At 64.6% G+C, this 18719-nt stretch carries 14 protein-coding genes, 1 tRNA gene and 1 pseudogene; all 16 read right to left on the reverse strand.

Going from position 1 to position 18719, the window contains the following annotated elements:
• Positions 1-97: 97 nt before the first annotated feature.
• A complete protein-coding gene (gene fusA / locus Q9235_RS26030; protein ID WP_306224627.1) occupies positions 98-2173 on the reverse strand; it encodes an elongation factor G in 2076 nt (691 codons plus the stop codon).
• 33 nt (positions 2174-2206) lie between these two features.
• Positions 2207-2677 (reverse strand): 30S ribosomal protein S7, encoded by a 471-nt coding sequence (rpsG, locus tag Q9235_RS26035; protein ID WP_047577908.1) that lies wholly within the window; start codon positions 2675-2677, stop codon positions 2207-2209.
• 70 nt (positions 2678-2747) lie between these two features.
• Complete coding sequence (rpsL, locus tag Q9235_RS26040; RefSeq protein ID WP_047577906.1) at positions 2748-3119, reverse strand: 30S ribosomal protein S12; 372 nt, start codon at positions 3117-3119, stop codon at positions 2748-2750.
• Between the two features lie 513 nt (positions 3120-3632).
• On the reverse strand, positions 3633-3860 hold the full coding sequence (locus Q9235_RS26045) for a helix-turn-helix domain-containing protein (RefSeq protein ID WP_306224628.1): 228 nt from the start codon (positions 3858-3860) through the stop codon (positions 3633-3635).
• A 100-nt stretch (positions 3861-3960) separates the two neighbouring features.
• Positions 3961-8145, reverse strand: coding sequence for a DNA-directed RNA polymerase subunit beta' (gene rpoC, locus Q9235_RS26050; protein ID WP_306224629.1), 4185 nt, complete (start codon positions 8143-8145; stop codon positions 3961-3963).
• Positions 8146-8255: 110 nt separating this feature from the next.
• Positions 8256-12377 (reverse strand): DNA-directed RNA polymerase subunit beta, encoded by a 4122-nt coding sequence (gene rpoB, locus Q9235_RS26055; protein ID WP_306224630.1) that lies wholly within the window; start codon positions 12375-12377, stop codon positions 8256-8258.
• Positions 12378-12658: 281 nt separating this feature from the next.
• On the reverse strand, positions 12659-13039 hold the full coding sequence (rplL, locus tag Q9235_RS26060) for a 50S ribosomal protein L7/L12 (RefSeq protein ID WP_306224631.1): 381 nt from the start codon (positions 13037-13039) through the stop codon (positions 12659-12661).
• 49 nt (positions 13040-13088) lie between these two features.
• Positions 13089-13604, reverse strand: a complete 516-nt coding sequence (gene rplJ / locus Q9235_RS26065; protein ID WP_113586819.1) for a 50S ribosomal protein L10 — start codon at positions 13602-13604, stop codon at positions 13089-13091.
• Positions 13605-14116: 512 nt separating this feature from the next.
• Positions 14117-14815 (reverse strand): 50S ribosomal protein L1, encoded by a 699-nt coding sequence (gene rplA / locus Q9235_RS26070; RefSeq protein WP_265059853.1) that lies wholly within the window; start codon positions 14813-14815, stop codon positions 14117-14119.
• 13 nt (positions 14816-14828) lie between these two features.
• Positions 14829-15260, reverse strand: coding sequence for a 50S ribosomal protein L11 (gene rplK / locus Q9235_RS26075; RefSeq protein ID WP_038358273.1), 432 nt, complete (start codon positions 15258-15260; stop codon positions 14829-14831).
• 346 nt (positions 15261-15606) lie between these two features.
• Positions 15607-16140 carry a transcription termination/antitermination protein NusG gene (gene nusG / locus Q9235_RS26080; RefSeq protein ID WP_306224632.1) on the reverse strand — a complete coding sequence of 178 codons (534 nt, stop codon included), beginning with the start codon at positions 16138-16140 and terminating at the stop codon, positions 15607-15609.
• Between the two features lie 14 nt (positions 16141-16154).
• Complete coding sequence (secE, locus tag Q9235_RS26085; protein WP_306224633.1) at positions 16155-16349, reverse strand: preprotein translocase subunit SecE; 195 nt, start codon at positions 16347-16349, stop codon at positions 16155-16157.
• Positions 16350-16510: 161 nt separating this feature from the next.
• Complete coding sequence (locus Q9235_RS26090) at positions 16511-17242, reverse strand: class I SAM-dependent methyltransferase (protein WP_306224634.1); 732 nt, start codon at positions 17240-17242, stop codon at positions 16511-16513.
• Between the two features lie 55 nt (positions 17243-17297).
• A tRNA-Trp gene (locus tag Q9235_RS26095) sits at positions 17298-17373 on the reverse strand.
• A 61-nt stretch (positions 17374-17434) separates the two neighbouring features.
• Positions 17435-18334: a dihydrodipicolinate synthase family protein gene (locus tag Q9235_RS26100; protein ID WP_306224635.1), complete on the reverse strand. Its 900-nt coding sequence runs from the start codon at positions 18332-18334 to the stop codon at positions 17435-17437.
• Positions 18335-18524: 190 nt separating this feature from the next.
• Positions 18525-18608, reverse strand: a pseudogene (locus Q9235_RS26105) (EF-Tu C-terminal domain-related protein); the annotation flags it as partial.
• Between the last annotated feature and the right edge of the window lie 111 nt (positions 18609-18719).

Below are 18719 nucleotides of genomic sequence, written 5' to 3' on the forward strand. Positions count from 1 at the left end.
TCATAGTGGTCGAACTGCATCGTGTAGTTCGCGCGGCCCTGCGAGNCGTAGCCTCCGTCAAATCTTGTTCAAATGGTCAGTCGGTTCGGTGCGGGGTTCAGGCGTACTTGGCCTGGACCTCGGCGGCCACCGCCGACGGCACCTGCTCATAGTGGTCGAACTGCATCGTGTAGTTCGCGCGGCCCTGCGAGAACGAGCGAAGCTGGTTCACGTAGCCGAACATGTTCGCCAGCGGAACCATCGCGTTGATCACGACGGCGTTGCCGCGCATGTCCTGGCCCTGGATCTGGCCGCGACGCGAGTTCAGGTCGCCGATGACCGAACCGGTATAGTCTTCCGGGGTCACGACTTCGACCTTCATGATCGGCTCGAGCAGCACGGAGCCGCCCTTCTGCAGACCTTCGCGCAGCGCCGCACGGGAGGCGATTTCGAAGGCCAGGGCCGACGAGTCGACTTCGTGGAAGGCGCCGTCGATCAGCGAGACCTTGACGTCGACCACCGGGAAGCCGGCGAGCACGCCGGAGCCGATGACCGAGTTCAGGCCCTTTTCGACGCCCGGGATGTATTCCTTCGGCACCGCGCCGCCGACGATCTTCGACTCGAACTCGAAGCCCTTGCCGGTCTCGTTCGGCTCGATGACGAGCTTGACGCGGGCGAACTGGCCCGTACCGCCGGTCTGCTTCTTGTGGGTGTAGTCGATCTCGGCCTTTTTGGTCAGCGTCTCGCGATACGCAACCTGCGGGGCGCCGATATTGGCGTCGACCTTGTAGGTGCGCTTCAGGATGTCGACCTTGATGTCGAGATGGAGCTCGCCCATGCCCTTCAGGATGGTCTGGCCGCTTTCCTGGTCGGTCGACACGCGGAAGGACGGATCCTCGTTCGCGAGCTTCGACAGGGCGAGGCCCAGCTTCTCCTGGTCGGCCTTGGACTTCGGCTCGATCGCGATCGTGATGACCGGCTCGGGGAACTCCATGCGCTCCAGGATGACCGCGTTGGTCGGGTCGCAGAGCGTGTCGCCGGTGCGGACGTCCTTGAGGCCGGCCAGGGCGACGATGTCGCCGGCATAAGCCTCCTTGATGTCTTCGCGGTTGTTCGCATGCATCAGGAGCATGCGACCGACGCGCTCCTTCTTGTCGCGGGTCGAGTTGATGACGCCCTGGCCGGCCTCGACCTTGCCCGAATAGATGCGGCAGAAGGTGATGGTACCGACGAAGGGGTCGTCCATGATCTTGAACGCGAGCATCGCGAACGGATCGGCGTCGGTCGGGTTGCGGGTCGTCGGCTCTTCCGTCTTGAAGTCGATGCCTTCGACCGCGCCGCGATCGACCGGCGACGGCAGGAAGTCGACGACGGCGTCGAGCAGGGGCTGCACGCCCTTGTTCTTGAAGGCCGAGCCGCAGAGAACCGGGTGGAACGCGCGGCGCTGAACGGCCGTCCGGACGAGCTTGCGCAGCGTCGCGGCATCCGGCTCGGTGCCCTCGAGGTAAGCCTCCATCGCGGCGTCGTCCATTTCGACGGCGGCCTCGACGAGCTTGTTGCGATACTCGGCAGCCTTGTCGGCGAGGTCCGCCGGGATGTCCTGCTCCTCGAACGAAGCGCCCAGCGCCTCGCCGTTCCAGACGATCGCCTTCATCTTGATCAGGTCGATCACGCCGGCGAAAGCGGCTTCCGAACCAATCGGAATCTGCAGGCAGACGGGCTTGCCGGCGACGCGGTCGATGATGTCCTGGACGCAGCGATAGAAATCGGCGCCGATCTTGTCCATCTTGTTGACGAACACGATACGCGGGACGTCGTACTTGTCGGCCTGGCGCCAGACGGTCTCGGTCTGGGGCTCGACGCCCTGGTTGCCGTCGAGAACGCAGACGGCGCCGTCGAGCACGCGCAGCGAACGCTCGACTTCGATGGTGAAGTCGACGTGGCCGGGGGTGTCGATGATGTTCAGGCGGTTGTCCTGCCAGAAGCAGGTCGTCGCAGCCGAGGTGATCGTGATGCCACGCTCCTGCTCCTGCGTCATCCAGTCCATGGTCGCGGCGCCGTCATGGACTTCGCCGATCTTATGGGACTTGCCTGTGTAGTAGAGGATGCGCTCGGTCGTCGTCGTCTTGCCGGCATCGATGTGGGCCATGATGCCGAAGTTGCGATAACGGTCGATGGGATGGGAACGGGCCATGATCGTGCTCTGTGTCTCGGGTCGACGCGCCGCTTACCAGCGGTAGTGCGAGAAGGCGCGGTTGGCTTCCGCCATCCGGTGCGTGTCTTCGCGCTTCTTGACGGCGTTGCCGCGGTTGTTGGCGGCGTCCATCAGCTCAGCCGACAGGCGCTCCACCATGGTCTTGTCGTTGCGGCCGCGAGCGGCAGCGATCAGCCAGCGGATCGCGAGTGCCTGGCGGCGCTCGGAGCGAACCTCGACCGGAACCTGATAGGTCGCGCCACCGACGCGACGCGAACGGACCTCGATCGCCGGAGCGACGTTCTCGAGCGCCGACTTGAAGACGCCGAGCGGCTCGCTCTTGGTCTTGGCCTCGATAATGTCGAAGGCACCGTAGACGATCCGCTCGGCGGTCGACTTCTTACCTTCGTACATGACCGAGTTCATGAACTTGGTCACGACGATATCGCCGAACTTCGGGTCCGGGATAACTTCGCGCTTTTCGGCACTGTGGCGGCGGGACATCGTCTAGTCTCCGTAAATCTTCAACGCGGCGGACCGGCTCAGGCGGCGCGCCCGGCCGGTCGGGCCGAAATTACTTGGGACGCTTCGCGCCGTACTTCGAACGGCGCTGCTTGCGGTTCTTGACGCCCTGCGTGTCGAGCACACCGCGCAGGATGTGATAGCGCACGCCGGGAAGGTCCTTCACGCGGCCGCCACGGATCATGACGACAGAGTGCTCCTGGAGGTTGTGACCCTCACCCGGAATATAGCCGATCACCTCGAAGCCGTTGGTCAGGCGAACCTTCGCAACCTTGCGGAGCGCCGAGTTCGGCTTCTTCGGGGTCGTCGTATAGACGCGCGTGCAAACGCCGCGCTTCTGCGGGCAATTCTCAAGCGCCGGGGCGGTGTTGCGCACCTTAACGGGCAACCGCGGCTTGCGGATGAGCTGGCTGATTGTCGGCATTCTGGCCTCTCGCCCCACTGAGCGTTTGGAAATTCCTGGTCAATCTCCCAGATCGAAAAAAGCCATGACATAAACGAAGCCGCGCCATCGGCGCCCTTTCAGGGGCCTCAGGCGCGTTCGCCAGCAGAGGAACACGGAAAACCCGCGTTCATGCGTCCTGCCATGTCGTCAATCGACGCTGGAATTCCGACGGAGTTTCGGTCGCGAACCTCGCTCGCGAACCATGCGCAAGCGACAAACGTGTCCGACAGCCGTCGACAGTGGCGCGCTTATGACTCACGCGGAGATTCGCGTCAACCCCGGAATCCGGCTCCGAGCGCGTTTCGGCCTGCATTTCCGCCACCCACCAAGCGAATGGCATACTGAGTCCGGGTGCGATCGCATAGCTTGCGCCGATCGGCAGCATAGCGGTCCGGATCGAAGCGTACAGCTCCGTTCGATCCGGACCACCACACGATCCCCAGAAGAGAATCATCTGCCGGAAAGAGGCTTCCGGCGAAGCCGCTGCCCGCCCTATCGAACCGCCACCCGGGCCAGCAATGCCGAAAGCTCGCTCTGCCGCGTCACACCGGTCTTCTGGAAGGCGCGCTTCAAGGTGGCCCGCGCCGTCTCCTCGGTGATGCCGAGACGCTCGCTCGCCTCGCGCGGCGCAAGGCCGAGCCCGACGAGGCGCGTGAAGAAAATGCGAGTAAACGGCGGCCCCGCGCCGGCCCGTCCGGCGAAGGGCCGAGGATGAGCCATAGCTTGCCGGCGCGCCGTTCGGACACGTCGCGGCTCGCGCGAAAAAGAAAACGGCCGCCCGAAGGCGGCCGTTTCGTAGCATCTGGCTCTCGCCGGCAGCTTATTCGGCAGCCGGGAGTACAGCGGCGGCTGCCTTGGCGGCCTTGGCCGCCGCATCCGCCTTCTGGCCGACGATGAGATCGTCGCGGCGCGTGGCCACCTGCTTGATGCGGGCGACCTGGGCGCCGGTGCCGGCCGGGATGAGCGAGCCGACGATGACGTTCTCCTTGAGGCCTTCGAGCATGTCCGACTTGCCGTTGACCGCCGCTTCGGTGAGGACGCGGGTGGTCTCCTGGAAGGACGCCGCCGAGATGAAGGAGCGGGTCTGCAGCGAGGCCTTGGTGATGCCGAGCAGGACCGGAACGCCGGAGGCCGGCTTCTTGCCCTCTTCGCGCAGCTTCGCGTTGACCTCTTCCAGCTCGATCCGATCGACCTGGTCGCCGGTCAGGATGTCGCTGTCGCCGGACTCGGTGATCTCGACCTTCTGCAGCATCTGCCGGACGATGACCTCGATGTGCTTATCGTTGATGGTCACGCCCTGGAGGCGATAGACCTCCTGGATTTCGTTGACCAGATAAGCCGCCAGCTCCTCGACGCCCTTGATCGCCAGGATGTCGTGCGGGGCCGGGTTGCCGTCGAGGATGTAGTCGCCGACCTCCACGACGTCGCCGTCCTGGAGATGGATGTGCTTGCCCTTCGGGATCAGGTACTCGACCCCGTCGGAACCGTCATGCGGCGTCAGCGTGACGCGACGCTTGTTCTTGTAGTCCTTGCCGAAGCCGATCACGCCCGACTTCTCGGCAATGATCGCCGCATCCTTCGGACGACGGGCCTCGAACAGCTCCGCGACGCGCGGCAGACCGCCGGTGATGTCGCGGGTCTTGGCCGAGTCGGTCGAGACGCGGGCGAGCACGTCGCCGGCCTTGATCGCATGGCCCGGCTCCACCGAGATGATGCCGTCGACCGGCAGGATGTAGCGGGCTTCGCCACCACGGGCGAGCTTCGCGACCTTGCCGTCGGCCCCGTAGATCACCATCGCCGGCTTGAGATCGGCCGTACGGGCCGAGCCGCGCCAGTCGATGACGACGCGCTTGGAGATGCCGGTCGCCTCGTCGGTCGTCTCGGTGATCGACATGCCGTCCACGAGGTCCTCGTAGCCGACCTTGCCGTCCACTTCCGCGAGGATCGGGCGGGAATAGGGGTCCCACTCGATCAGGCGCTGGCCGCGCTTGACCTTGTCGCCCTCGTCCACGCGCAGCTTCGAACCGAACTGGACGCGATGGACCGCGCGCTCGGCGCCGTCCGGGCCGACGATCACGATGGCGATGTTGCGCGCCATGGCGATCAGGTCGCCGTCCGAGTTCCGCGCGACGTTGCGGTTGCGCATCTTGACGGTGCCTTCGAAATTCGACTCGACGAAGGACTGGTCGGCGATGGTGGCCGCGCCGCCGATGTGGAAGGTACGCATGGTGAGCTGCGTGCCCGGCTCGCCGATCGACTGCGCCGCGATGACGCCGACGGCCTCGCCCATGTTGACGGGCGTGCCGCGAGCCAGGTCGCGACCGTAGCAGGTGGCGCAGACGCCGTTCTTGGTCTCGCAGGTGAGAACCGAACGGATCTTCACCTCCTGGACACCGGCGGCGTTGATCTTGGCGATGTCGCTCTCTTCGATCACGACGCCCTTGGCGACGATGACCTTGCCCTCGCCATCGACGATGTCCTCGGCCGTCGCGCGGCCCAGGATGCGCATGCCGAGCGAAGCCACGACCTGGCCGGCATCGACGATGGCGCGCATCTTGATGCCGTTATCCGAGCCGCAATCCGTCTCGGAGATGATCGCGTCCTGCGCCACGTCGACGAGACGGCGGGTGAGATAGCCGGAGTTGGCCGTCTTGAGCGCCGTGTCGGCGAGACCCTTGCGGGCGCCGTGGGTCGAATTGAAGTACTCGAGAACGTCGAGGCCTTCCTTGAAGTTCGAGATGATCGGCGACTCGATGATCTCGCCCGACGGCTTGGCCATCAGGCCGCGCATGGCGGCGAGCTGGCGCATCTGCGCCGGCGAACCACGGGCGCCGGAGTGCGACATCATGTAGATCGAGTTGATCTGCTTGTCGCGGCCGGTCTCGTCCTTCTGGACGGTCGAGATGCGGGCCATCATCTCCTGGGCGAGCTTGTCGGAGCACTTCGCCCAGGCGTCGACGACCTTGTTGTACTTCTCGCCCTGGGTGATCAGGCCGTCCTGGTACTGCTGCTCGTAATCCTTGGCGAGCGCGCGGGTCGTGTCGACGATCTCCCACTTGTTCTCCGGCACGACCATGTCGTCCTTGCCGAAGGAGATGCCGGCCTTGAAGGCGTGCTTGAAGCCCAGCCCCATGACGCGGTCGCAGAAGATCACCGATTCCTTCTGACCGCAGCCGCGATACACGGCGTCGATCATTCCGGAGATTTCCTTCTTCGTCATCAGCTTGTTGACGACGTCGAAGGACACGGCCGGATGCTCCGGCAGCGCGGTCGAGAGGATCACGCGGCCCGGCGTGGTGTCGTAGATCTTCGTGTACGGCTTGCCGTCATGGCCGATGCCGGTCCAGCGATATTTGATCTTCGAATGCAGCGTCACGACCTTCTCGTGCAGCGCGTATTCGAGCTCGCCGAAATCGCCGAAGATCTTGCCCTGGCCCGGCTCGCCGTCCGAGACGATCGAGAGGTAGTAGAGGCCGAGCACGATGTCCTGCGACGGCACGATGATCGGCATGCCGTTCGCCGGGTGCAGGATGTTGTTGGTCGACATCATCAGCACGCGCGCTTCGAGCTGCGCTTCGAGCGACAGCGGGACGTGAACGGCCATCTGGTCGCCGTCGAAGTCCGCGTTGAAGGCGGCGCAGACCAGCGGATGGAGCTGGATCGCCTTGCCTTCGATCAGCACGGGCTCGAAGGCCTGGATGCCGAGGCGGTGCAGCGTCGGGGCGCGGTTCAGCATCACCGGATGCTCGCGGATGACCTCGTCCAGGATATCCCAGACCTCCGGCTTCTCCTTCTCGACGAGCTTCTTGGCCTGCTTGACCGTGGTCGAGTAGCCCTTGGCGTCGAGGCGCGCATAGATGAACGGCTTGAACAGCTCGAGCGCCATCTTCTTCGGCAGGCCGCACTGGTGCAGCTTCATCTCCGGGCCGACGACGATGACCGAGCGGCCCGAGTAGTCGACGCGCTTGCCGAGCAGGTTCTGGCGGAAGCGGCCCTGCTTGCCCTTCAGCATGTCGGCGAGCGACTTCAGCGGGCGCTTGTTGGCACCCGTGATGACGCGGCCGCGGCGGCCGTTGTCGAACAGGGCGTCGACGGATTCCTGCAGCATCCGCTTCTCGTTGCGGATGATGATGTCCGGCGCGCGCAACTCGATCAGGCGCTTCAGGCGGTTGTTGCGGTTGATGACGCGACGATAGAGGTCGTTCAGGTCCGAGGTCGCGAAGCGGCCGCCATCGAGCGGAACGAGCGGACGCAGATCCGGCGGGATGACCGGAATCTGGGTCATCACCATCCATTCCGGCTTGTTGCCCGACTCCTGGAAGGCCTCGATGATCTTGAGGCGCTTCATCAGCTTCTTGGGCTTCAGCTCCGACGTCGTCGTCGCGATCTCATGCTTGAGATCGGCGTTGATCTGGTCGAGGTCGAGCGCGCGCAGCATCTCGCGGATGGCCTCCGCGCCGATCATGGCGGTGAAGGTGTCCGCACCGTACTCTTCCTGAGCCCGGACGTACTCTTCCTCCGACAGAAGCTGACGGTCCTTGAGCGGGGTGAGGCCCGGCTCGATGACGACGTAGCTTTCGAAATAGAGAATACGCTCGAGGTCCTTGAGCGGCATATCCATCAGCAGGCCGATGCGCGAGGGCAGCGACTTCAGGAACCAGATATGCGCGACCGGGGCTGCCAGCTCGATATGGCCCATGCGCTCGCGCCGGACGCGGGCGAGCGTGACTTCCACGCCGCACTTCTCGCAGATGACGCCCTTGAACTTCATGCGCTTGTACTTGCCGCACAGGCACTCGTAGTCCTTGATCGGCCCGAAGATGCGGGCGCAGAACAGGCCGTCACGCTCCGGCTTGAACGTGCGGTAGTTGATGGTCTCCGGCTTTTTGATCTCGCCATAGGACCAGGACAGGATCTTCTCCGGGCTCGCGATCGAGATCTTGATCGCGTCGAAGGCCTGCTGGACCGGCTGCTGGCCGAAAAGGTTCATGACCTCTTGCTTCATCGCCTGTCTCCTTCCGCCGGTGGGGCTCAAGGCCGCCCTGCCCGGCTCGTCAATTCCGTCAGCCGGCGGCGTCAGTGCCGCCGGCGAATGTCCAAGGTTGGTCTAGCGGCTCACTCGGCCGCTTCGGCCGGCGGCAACTCGCCCGGCTTCACCTTGTTGTTGATCAGCTCGACATTGAGGCCGAGCGAGCGCATTTCCTTGACGAGAACGTTGAAGCTCTCGGGGATGCCCGCCTCGAAGTTGTCCTCGCCGCGCACGATCGACTCGTAGACCTTGGTGCGGCCCGCGACGTCGTCCGACTTCACCGTCAGCATTTCCTGCAGGGTGTAGGCGGCGCCGTAGGCTTCGAGCGCCCAGACCTCCATTTCGCCGAAGCGCTGGCCGCCGAACTGCGCCTTGCCGCCCAGCGGCTGCTGGGTGACGAGCGAATACGGACCGATCGAACGGGCGTGGATCTTGTCGTCGACCAGGTGGTGCAACTTGAGCATGTAGATGTAGCCCATCGTCACCTTGCGGTCGAAAGGCTCACCCGTGCGGCCGTCATACAGGGTCGACTGACCCGAGGAATGCAGGCCGGCCTGCTCCAGGAGCCGCTCGATATCGGCCTCCTTGGCGCCGTTGAACACCGGGGTCGCGACGGGAACGCCGCGGCGCAGGTTCTGGCCCATCTCGACGAGCTCGTTCTCGTCCATCGAGGCGATGATCTCGTTATCCTCGTAGACGGCATCGAACTCGGCCTTCAACGCCTTGAAGTCGTTGGACTTCTTGTAGGCGTCGAGAGCCTTCGAGATCTGCTTGCCGAGACCGGCGGCAGCCCAGCCCAGATGGGTCTCCAGGATCTGGCCGACGTTCATGCGCGAGGGCACGCCGAGCGGGTTCAGCACGATGTCGGCATGGGTGCCGTCCTCGAGGAACGGCATGTCCTCCACCGGCACGATGCGCGAAACCACGCCCTTGTTGCCGTGACGGCCGGCCATCTTGTCGCCCGGCTGGATCTTGCGCTTCACCGCGACGAAGACCTTGACCATCTTCATCACGCCCGGAGGCAGCTCGTCGCCGCGCTGCAGCTTCTCGACCTTGTCGAGGAAGCGCTGCTCGAGGCGCTTCTTCGACTCGTCGTACTGCTTCCGCATCGCCTCGATCTCGGTCATCAGCGAGTCTTCGGCGGTCGCGAACAGCCACCACTGCGAGCGCGGGAACTCGCTCATCACCTCGCGGGTGATGACCGTGTCCTTCTTGAAGCCCTTCGGGCCGGCGAGGCCGGTCTTGCCGGTCAGGATCTCGGCCAGACGCGCGAAGGTGTTGCGGTCCAGGATCGCCTGCTCGTCGTCACGGTCCTTGGCGAGACGCTCGATCTCCTCGCGCTCGATCGCCTGGGCGCGCTCGTCCTTGTCGACGCCATGGCGGTTGAACACGCGGACCTCGACGATCGTGCCCTGCACGCCGGGCGGAACGCGCAGCGAGGTGTCGCGCACGTCCGAAGCCTTCTCGCCGAAGATGGCGCGCAGCAGCTTCTCTTCCGGGGTCATCGGGCTCTCGCCCTTCGGCGTGATCTTGCCGACGAGGATGTCGCCCGCCGCCACTTCAGCGCCGATATAGACGATGCCGGCTTCGTCGAGGTTCTTCAGCGCCTCTTCCGAAACGTTCGGAATGTCGCGCGTGATTTCCTCCGGGCCGAGCTTGGTGTCGCGGGCCATGACCTCGAACTCCTCGATATGGATCGAGGTGAAGACGTCCTGGGCCACGATGTTCTCGGAGAGAAGGATCGAGTCCTCGAAGTTGTAGCCGTTCCACGGCATGAACGCGACGAGCACGTTGCGGCCGAGCGCGAGCTCGCCGAACTCCGTCGACGGGCCGTCGGCGACGATGTCGCCCTTCTTGATGATGTCGCCGACACGGACCAGCGGGCGCTGCGTGATGCAGGTCGACTGGTTGGAGCGCTGGAACTTCTGCAGGCGATAGATGTCGACGCCCGGCTTGGTCGGGTCCATCTCGTCCGAAGCGCGGATGACGATACGGGTCGCGTCGACCTGGTCGACGATGCCGCCGCGGCGGGCCGCGATCGCAGCGCCCGAGTCACGGGCGACGACGGCTTCCATGCCGGTGCCGACGAAAGGCGCGTCGGCGCGAACCAGCGGCACCGCCTGGCGCTGCATGTTCGAGCCCATCAGCGCGCGGTTCGCGTCGTCGTTCTCGAGGAACGGGATCAGCGCCGCGGCGACCGAGACGAGCTGCTTCGGCGACACGTCCTGGAAGTCGACCTTGTCGACCGGGGTGACGATGACTTCACCGGCGCGGCGGCAGACGATCAGGTCGTCGGTCAGGCGCCCTTCGGCGTCGACGGCGGCATTCGCCTGGGCGACGTTGTACTTCGCCTCTTCCATCGCCGAGAGATAGATCACCTCGTCGGTGACCTTGCCGTCGCGGATGCGGCGGTAGGGGCTCTCGATGAAGCCGTACTTGTTCACCCGCGCGAAGGTGGCGAGAGAGTTGATGAGACCGATATTCGGACCTTCCGGCGTCTCGATCGGGCAGATGCGGCCATAGTGGGTCGGATGAACGTCGCGCACCTCGAAGCCGGCGCGCTCGCGGGTCAGGCCGCCCGGGCCAAGCGCCGAGAGACGGCGCTTGTGGGTGACTTCCGAGAGCGGGTTCGTCTGGTCCATGAACTGCGAGAGCTGCGACGAGCCGAAGAACTCGCGCACGGCGGCAGCCGCCGGCTTCGCGTTGATCAGGTCCTGCGGCATGACCGTGTCGATATCGACCGAGGACATGCGCTCCTTGATAGCGCGCTCCATGCGGAGCAGGCCCAGGCGGTACTGGTTCTCCATGAGCTCGCCGACCGAGCGCACGCGGCGGTTGCCGAGATGGTCGATGTCGTCGATCTCGCCCTTGCCGTCGCGCAGGTCGACCAGCGCCTTGACGACCGCGAAGATGTCCTCCTTGCGCAGGATGCGCACGGTGTCCTCGGCGTCGAGGTCGAGGCGCATGTTCATCTTCACGCGGCCGACGGCCGAGAGGTCGTAGCGCTCGGCGTCGAAGAACAGCGACTGGAACATGTTCTCAGCCGTCTCGAGGGTCGGCGGCTCGCCCGGACGCATCACGCGGTAGATGTCGAACAGGGCTTCCTCGCGACGCGAGTTCTTGTCGACGTTGAGCGTGTTGCGGATATAGGGGCCGACCGTGATGTGGTCGATGTCGAGCACCGGGATCTCGTCGAAACCTTCGTCGACGAGCTGCTTCAGCAGCTTCTCGGTGATCTCCTCGCCGGCCTCGGCATAGACCTCGCCCGTCGCCGGGTTGACCAGATCCTCGGCGATGTACTGGGTGTACAGGTCCTCGTCCTGCGCGCGCAGGAACTTCAGGCCCTTCTCGGCGAGCTGGCGGGCAGTGCGGGCGACGAGCTTCTTGCCGGCCTCGACCACGACCTCGCCGGTATCGGCGTCGATCAGGTCCTCGGAAGCCTTGAAGCCCTTCATGCGCTCCGCGTCGTAGGGAACGCGCCAGCCCTTGGCGTCCTTGGTGTAGGTGATGTGGTTGTAGAAGCGGTTGAGGATCTCCTCGCCGTCCATGCCGAGCGCGAACAGCAGCGACGTCACCGGAATCTTACGTTTCCGGTCGATACGGGCATAGACGATGTCCTTGGCGTCGAACTCGATGTCGAGCCAGGAACCGCGATAGGGGATGATCCGCGCGGCGAAGAGCAGCTTGCCCGAGGAATGGGTCTTGCCCTTGTCATGGTCGAAGAACACGCCCGGCGAACGGTGCATCTGCGAGACGATGACGCGCTCGGTGCCGTTGACGATGAAGGTGCCGTTGTCGGTCATGAGCGGCATGTCGCCCATGTAGACATCCTGCTCCTTGATGTCCTTGACCGACTTGGCCTGGGTGTCCGGATCGATATCGAACACGATCAGGCGCAGCGTCACCTTGAGCGGCGCCGAGAAGGTCATGCCGCGCTGGCGGCACTCGTCGACGTCGTATTTCGGCGGCTCGAAGGTGTACTTCACGAACTCCAGCAGCGAGGCGCCGGAGAAATCGCCGATCGGGAAGACGGACTTGAAGACGGACTGAAGGCCCTCGTCGGCGCGGCCGCCCTTGGGCTCGTCGACCATCAGGAACTGGTCATAGGACGCCTTCTGAACCTCGATGAGGTTCGGCATCTGGGCCACTTCCTTGAGCTTGCCGAAGAACTTGCGGACGCGCCTGCGACCCTGGAGCGAATTGACCATGTTGTTCCTCGCGTTCTTCGGGCCCGGCGGAGAACGCCATGCCCAACCTTGACACATCCGCGCAGATTCGTCTGACGACGAACCGCTGTTGCAGACGGCTGACCCGGAGGTCCGACGGAAGCGACCGCAAGGCCGCCGGGTCAGCCGTTCGAAGCAAATCCTATGATCTGCCTCACTGATTCGCCGCACCTTGCGGAAACGACGCAACAGCCCCGGAGGCGTGAGCCGCCCCGGGACTGTCAATAGTGACTACGGTCGGACCGGCATCAGCCGGCCCAAGCTCACTTGAGCTCGACCTTGGCGCCGACGGCCTCGAGCTGCTTCTTGAGCTTCTCGGCCTCGTCCTTGGCAACGCCTTCCTTGACCGGCTTCGGAGCGCCTTCGACCAGGTCCTTGGCTTCCTTGAGGCCCAGGCCGGTGATGGCGCGGACTTCCTTGATCACCTCGATCTTCTTGTCGCCGGCGGCGGCAAGAACGACGGTGAACTCGGTCTGCTCTTCAGCAGCGGCGGCAGCGCCACCGCCAGCAGCCGGACCAGCCGCAACAGCGACGGCGGCGGCGGCGGAAACGCCCCACTTCTCTTCGAGCATCTTGGCGAGGTCAGCGGCCTCGAGAACGGTGAGCGACGAGAGATCGTCGACGAGCTTGGCGAGATCGGCCATGTTTAACTTCCTGTCTTAAGAGGTTCGAACGATAAGGGTTTGCTGGCTATCAAGCCGCATTCTTGTCGGCATAAGCCTGAACCACGCGTGCCAGCTTGCCGGCGGGCGCGTTCGTGAGCTGCGCGAGCTTCGTAGCCGGGGCCTGGATAAGGCCGATGAGCTTGGCGCGCATATCGTCGAGCGAGGGCATCGTGGCCAGAGCCTTGACACCATCGGGGTTCAGGGCGGTCGTGCCCATCGCGCCGCCCAGGATGACGAGCTTGTCGTTTTCCTTGGCGAAAGCGGTGGCGACCTTCGGCGCCGCGACCGGATCGTTTGAATAAGCGATCAGGGTGGGACCCGTCAGCAGCTTGCTGATGGACGCGACGTCGGTGCCTTCAAGAGCGATCTTGGCCAAGCGGTTCTTTGCGACCTTAACAGTGGCGCCATTCGCCTTCATCTCGCGACGAAGCTTCTGGAACTGGGCCACGGTCAAACCCGCATAGTGGGCCACGACGACGACCGACGTGTTCGCAAACACGTCGTTCAGCGACGCGACGGCATCTTTCTTTGCCGCTTTATCCACTGGGCTCTCTCCGGTAGGCGACAAGCTTTGAGGCCTGCCGCCGGTTGCAAATGCCGCTTCCCGAAACCCCGGTTGACACCGGCGTCCCGCAAAGCGACGCTTGGTGCCCTGTCCCCGCTCCCGACCCCTGAGGGTCACGATCGGGCGAGATGGTTCGAACCGTCTTGTCCGGATCTCGCGATCCGGGACTAAGCTCTTGCACCGTCTATGCAGGCCTCTTGGCGAAATTATGCTCCCGGACGAACCGGGAAGGCACCTGCAGTCTCAGACAGGACTGGATGATTCTGGCCTTGGAAATCGCTCTCCGTGGCCCTAATCACCCACTTTTCAGCGAAAAACCGCCGAAAAACGCGAAACAGACCCCTTCGTGCCAGGCACGCCGGAGCCCCTTCACTCATGGAAACAGGCGTGCGTATACCGCCTTCGCCTGCTCCTGCCAAGTAGGCTCTTGACTTCACGAAATCAAGAGCAGGTGGGCGACCGGGATTCAGCCGCCCTGCCCTGAAGCCTGATCAGCCGCCGATGACGGTGTTCGGCTCGATCTTGACGCCCGGGCCCATGGTCGACGACAGGGCGACGCGCTGGATATAGGTGCCCTTGGCGCCGGCAGGCTTCGCCTTGGCGACGGAGTCGACGAACGCCTTGATGTTCTCCGAGAGCTTCTCGGCCGAGAACGAGGCCTTGCCGACGGCGGCGTGGACGATACCGGCCTTCTCGACGCGGAACTCGACCGAACCGCCCTTCGAGGCGGCGACGGCGGCGGTCACGTCCATGGTGACGGTGCCGACGCGCGGGTTCGGCATCAGGCCGCGCGGGCCGAGCACCTTACCGAGACGGCCGACGAGACCCATCATGTCCGGGGTCGCGATGCAGCGATCGAAGTTGATCTCGCCCTTCTGGACGGACTCGACCAGCTCCTCGGCGCCGACGATGTCGGCACCCGCAGCCTTGGCCTCGTCGGCCTTGGCGCCGCGGGCGAAGACGGCGACGCGCAGCGTGCGGCCCGAGCCGTTCGGCAGGTTGCAGACGCCGCGGACCATCTGGTCGGCGTGACGGGGGTCGACGCCGAGATTCATCGCGATCTCGACAGTCTCGTCGAACTTGGCGTTGGCGCGTTCCTTGATGAACGTGACAGCCTGGTCGAGCGAGTACAGCTTGGTGCGGTCAATGCCTTCACGGCCCTTGACGACGCGCTTTCCGACATGTGCCATTGGTCAGCCTCCCTCAGCCCACGACTTCCAGGCCCATGGACCTGGCCGAGCCACGGATCATGGCCGAAGCCGATTCGACGGTGTCGCAGTTGAGATCGGCCATCTTCTTCTCGGCGATCTCGGCGATCTGCGCAGTGGTGACCTTGCCGACATTGCCGCCCTTGCCCGGGGTCTTCGAGCCGGAGGTCAAGCCAGCGGCCTTCTTCAGCCAGTACGAAACCGGCGGCTGCTTCATCTCGAAGGTGAAGGAACGATCGGCATACGCGGTGATGATCACCGGGATCGGCATGCCCTTTTCCATCTGCTGGGTCTTCGCGTTGAAGGCCTTGCAGAATTCCATGATGTTGAGGCCGCGCTGACCCAGCGCCGGACCGATCGGCGGCGACGGATTGGCCGCGCCCGCCGGAACCTGAAGCTTCACGTAGCCCGTGATCTTCTTCGCCATGATGGCTGCTCCTGCCGTCCGCCCCGATGCCTATTCGGAACGACGACGACCCCGCCTGCCGATGCTCTTCATCGGGGCCGGGGTGGTTGCAGTGCGTGGTGCGGCGCCTTGAATCCGGCTGGCGACCGGCACGCCTCCCACGCGGTTGAGGCGCGCCCTATGACATAAGGCGACACCGAAGGGAAGTGGATTCGTTAATGCCGAACCACAGCCCTCGTCCCGAGGAGCGGCCGAAGGCCACGCCTCGAAGGATGCTCCAAATGGTTCCAGGGCCTCCAATACCATCCTTCGAGACGCGCTGACGCGACTCCTCAGGATGAGGGCTCCGAAACCGGATCGAAAAGCCTCAGAGCTTCTCGACCTGGCTGTATTCCAGCTCGACCGGCGTGGCACGGCCGAAGATCGAGACCGCGACTTTGAGGCGGGCACGAGCGTGATCGACATCCTCGACGACACCGTTGAACGAGGCGAAGGGCCCGTCCGCGACCTTGACCTGCTCGCCGACCTCGAAAACGATCGTCGGCTTCGGCCGCTCGATGCCTTCGGCCACCTGGCCCTTGATCCGCATCGCCTCATGCTCGGGGATCGGCATGGGCTTGGACTTGTCGGCGCCCAGGAAGCCCGTGACCTTCGGCGTGTTCTTGATGAGGTGATAGACCTCGTCGGTCATCTCGCACTTCACCAGGACATAGCCCGGGAAGAACTTGCGCTCGGTGTCGACCTTGCGGCCACGGCGGACCTCGACGACCTTCTCGGTCGGGACCAGCACCTCGTCGAACTTGTCGGCGAGATTGCGCTGGGCGGCGCCGTCACGGATCGACTGGGCGACCTTGTTCTCGAAGTTCGAATAAGCGTGGACGATGTACCAGCGGGTGCTCACGTTCGTAATTCCGTTCAACGGGCGCCGAGGACGAGGCCGAGCACCCAGCGGATGACGGTGTCGGTGAAGAGGAAGAACAGGCTGGAAAGGACCACCATGGCGAGCACGAGGCCCGTGGTGATCAGCGTCTCGCGGCGCGACGGCCAGGTGACCTTGGTCGCCTCGGAGCGCACCTCCTGCAGGAACTGGAAGGGATTGGATTTCGCCATGAACCACCTCGGGTTCCGATCCGGCTGGCGGCCCCGCCGCGCACCGAATCGGCTGTCCTGAAACATTCGCGGCGCGGAACCCGGGGAGGGTTGCGCGCCGTCATCGAAAGCCTCTTACATCGCTTGCGGCCTTTAGCCAAGACCCTTTCGGGCAACAGCTCTCAGGCCCGGCTCGCGGCGATCAGCAGGAAGAAGGGCCGCTCGCGCTCTTTCGCCCAGCCCGGCTCGTTTGCGACCTGCTCCGGGCTCGGCGCCCATTCGACCAGTCTGTCGAGCCGGAAGCCGGCGCCCAGCAGCAGGTCGAGATAGGTTCCGATGGTGCGGTGGCGCTTGACCACGCCGTCAGTCAGCCAGTTGCTGACCCGCCTGCCCTCGTCGTGATAGCCGTTGACCGGCCAGGTCGCGCGGCCATCGGCGTCCGCAAGCCATTCCTGCCGCGCCGGCGCGGTCATGATCGGATGCTCGACCGAGCAGACGAGACTGCCGCCCGGCTTCAGCGCCGCATGCACGCGCGAGAACAGCCCGGCGAGATCCGCGATGTAGTGGAAGGCGAGCGAGCTATAGGCGAGATCGAAGGCACCCGTCGGCGGCGCGTAGGTTTCGAGATCTGTGCGTTCGTAAGCGACGTAGGAATCGGGCGTCTCGCGCCGCGCCCGCTCCAGCATCTTCTCGGAGACGTCGACGCCGAGCACGCTCGCCGCCCCCTCGCCCGCTGCGAAGCGGCAGAACCAGCCGAAGCCGCAGCCGAGATCGAGAACGCTCCTGCCGGCCATCTCCGGCAGCATCGCGCGCAGCACCGGCCATTCCGGCGCGCCGTCCAAACCATGGACCGAACGCGGCAACTGGCTGTAGCCCGCGAAGAAGGTCTCGTCGTCGTAGATGTTCTGGGTCATGGATGCCTCGCCAACCTGCTTGGGCATCCGGGCATGAAGTCGCCAGCGGGACGACTGGCAGGGGCAGCAGGGCTCGAACCCGCGACCTGCGGTTTTGGAGACCGCCGCTCTACCAACTGAGCTATACCCCTGCAGGTGGGCGTCATGTGCCCCAAGGCGCGGCGCATTTCAAGTCGAAATCGCGCACTGTCCTCATTTGCTGTAGGGGCCGAGCTCCCTTGCATAGCGCTCGACCAGTTTCAGCCCGAATTCGGTCGGCCTGAGCGCCGGGCCACGGTCATGGATCGTGATGCCGGCCCGCGCGCCGAAAATGCGCTTGCCGTAGCAAAGCAGCGTCTCGATCGACTGCATGATGAAGGTGATCGCCGGCAGAACCTCGCGATAGGCGGCATCCGCCCCTGCCTCGTCGCCGGCCTTGTAGCGGTTATAGGCGCGCAGGGCGTAATCGATCGTGTCCGGCGCCAGGATCATGCCGGCACAGCCCGCGCGGAAATTGTCGATGAGTTCGAGCCCGCCGCGTCCGTTGAGAATCGGCAGCCGACCTTCGGTGAGCGCGATCAGGCGCTCGATCTCGACCACCGAGCCCTCGCCCTTGATCAGGCTGATATTCGGATAGCGCCGGGTCAGCTCGCGGATGTCCTCCGCCGAAAGGCCACGGCCCATATAGGCGGGCGCATTCTGGATCGCGACCGGCAGCGCCGTGGTCTCGGCGATGCGCCCGAAGAAACTGATATATTCGGCGGCGCCAAAGCTACCGACCATCGGCGGCTGGAGAATCACCCAGTCGGCGCCGTTCTTTTCGGCGACCTTCACCAAGGCGGCCTGCTCCGCGACGGAGGAGCCGAAGATCGTGAAGGCGAGCGGCTTCCGGCCCGCCACATCCTCCGCCATCCACTCCATAACGGTGCAGCGCTCGGTGAAGCTGAGCTTCGAGACCTCGGTCGCGAGCCCGAGCGCGGCCATCCCCTGCACATCGAGATCGAGGCTGATCTGCGTCTGCTTGCGCATCGCCGCCCGGTCGAGCCGCTCATGCGCGTCGAACAGGGCGAAGACGATCGAATGGATCCCCGGAAACGGCGGCTTGAACGGCATGGTCGGCTCCTCCGCAACGGAGCGGCTGATCCGCTCTCTTTCCGATTGAGAGCATGGAATGCGCGGTCGGAGCAGCCCGGCAGGCTGTGGCCGCCTCTGCATTCACGGCATGGCTCTGAAAGGCCTTTCAGCAAAGGAAAAAGGGCGGTGTCGCCACCGCCCTTTCCCAACTCAATCTGCGTGCGATCGATCAGGCGATGATCGAGGCGACGACGCCGGCGCCGACGGTACGGCCGCCTTCGCGGATGGCGAAGCGCAGCTTCTCTTCCATCGCGTCCGCGCCGCAGCAATCGAGGCCATTGAGAATTTCAACCGACGTGCGCGAAGCTACGCGACGATGCTCCCGACCCGGGAGCCAGCGGCCCCCAGCGCCGCACTCATTTCG

Origin of the sequence: Bosea beijingensis (genome assembly GCF_030758975.1) — a bacterium.
Lineage (GTDB): Bacteria > Pseudomonadota > Alphaproteobacteria > Rhizobiales > Beijerinckiaceae > Allobosea > Allobosea beijingensis.

Bases quoted from the DNA above. Each gene is read 5' to 3' on its own strand.
- rplA (WP_265059853.1), bottom strand. From the start codon at position 14,815: ATGGCACATGTCGGAAAGCGCGTCGTCAAGGGCCGTGAAGGCATTGAC.
- rpoC (WP_306224629.1), bottom strand. From the start codon at position 8,145: ATGAAGCAAGAGGTCATGAACCTTTTCGGCCAGCAGCCGGTCCAGCAG.
- rplK (WP_038358273.1), bottom strand. From the start codon at position 15,260: ATGGCGAAGAAGATCACGGGCTACGTGAAGCTTCAGGTTCCGGCGGGC.
- Q9235_RS26090 (WP_306224634.1), bottom strand. From the start codon at position 17,242: ATGACCCAGAACATCTACGACGACGAGACCTTCTTCGCGGGCTACAGC.
- rpsL (WP_047577906.1), bottom strand. From the start codon at position 3,119: ATGCCGACAATCAGCCAGCTCATCCGCAAGCCGCGGTTGCCCGTTAAG.
- secE (WP_306224633.1), bottom strand. From the start codon at position 16,349: ATGGCGAAATCCAATCCCTTCCAGTTCCTGCAGGAGGTGCGCTCCGAG.
- fusA (WP_306224627.1), bottom strand. From the start codon at position 2,173: ATGGCCCGTTCCCATCCCATCGACCGTTATCGCAACTTCGGCATCATG.
- rpsG (WP_047577908.1), bottom strand. From the start codon at position 2,677: ATGTCCCGCCGCCACAGTGCCGAAAAGCGCGAAGTTATCCCGGACCCG.
- Q9235_RS26045 (WP_306224628.1), bottom strand. From the start codon at position 3,860: ATGGCTCATCCTCGGCCCTTCGCCGGACGGGCCGGCGCGGGGCCGCCG.
- Q9235_RS26100 (WP_306224635.1), bottom strand. From the start codon at position 18,334: ATGCCGTTCAAGCCGCCGTTTCCGGGGATCCATTCGATCGTCTTCGCC.
- rplL (WP_306224631.1), bottom strand. From the start codon at position 13,039: ATGGCCGATCTCGCCAAGCTCGTCGACGATCTCTCGTCGCTCACCGTT.
- rpoB (WP_306224630.1), bottom strand. From the start codon at position 12,377: ATGGTCAATTCGCTCCAGGGTCGCAGGCGCGTCCGCAAGTTCTTCGGC.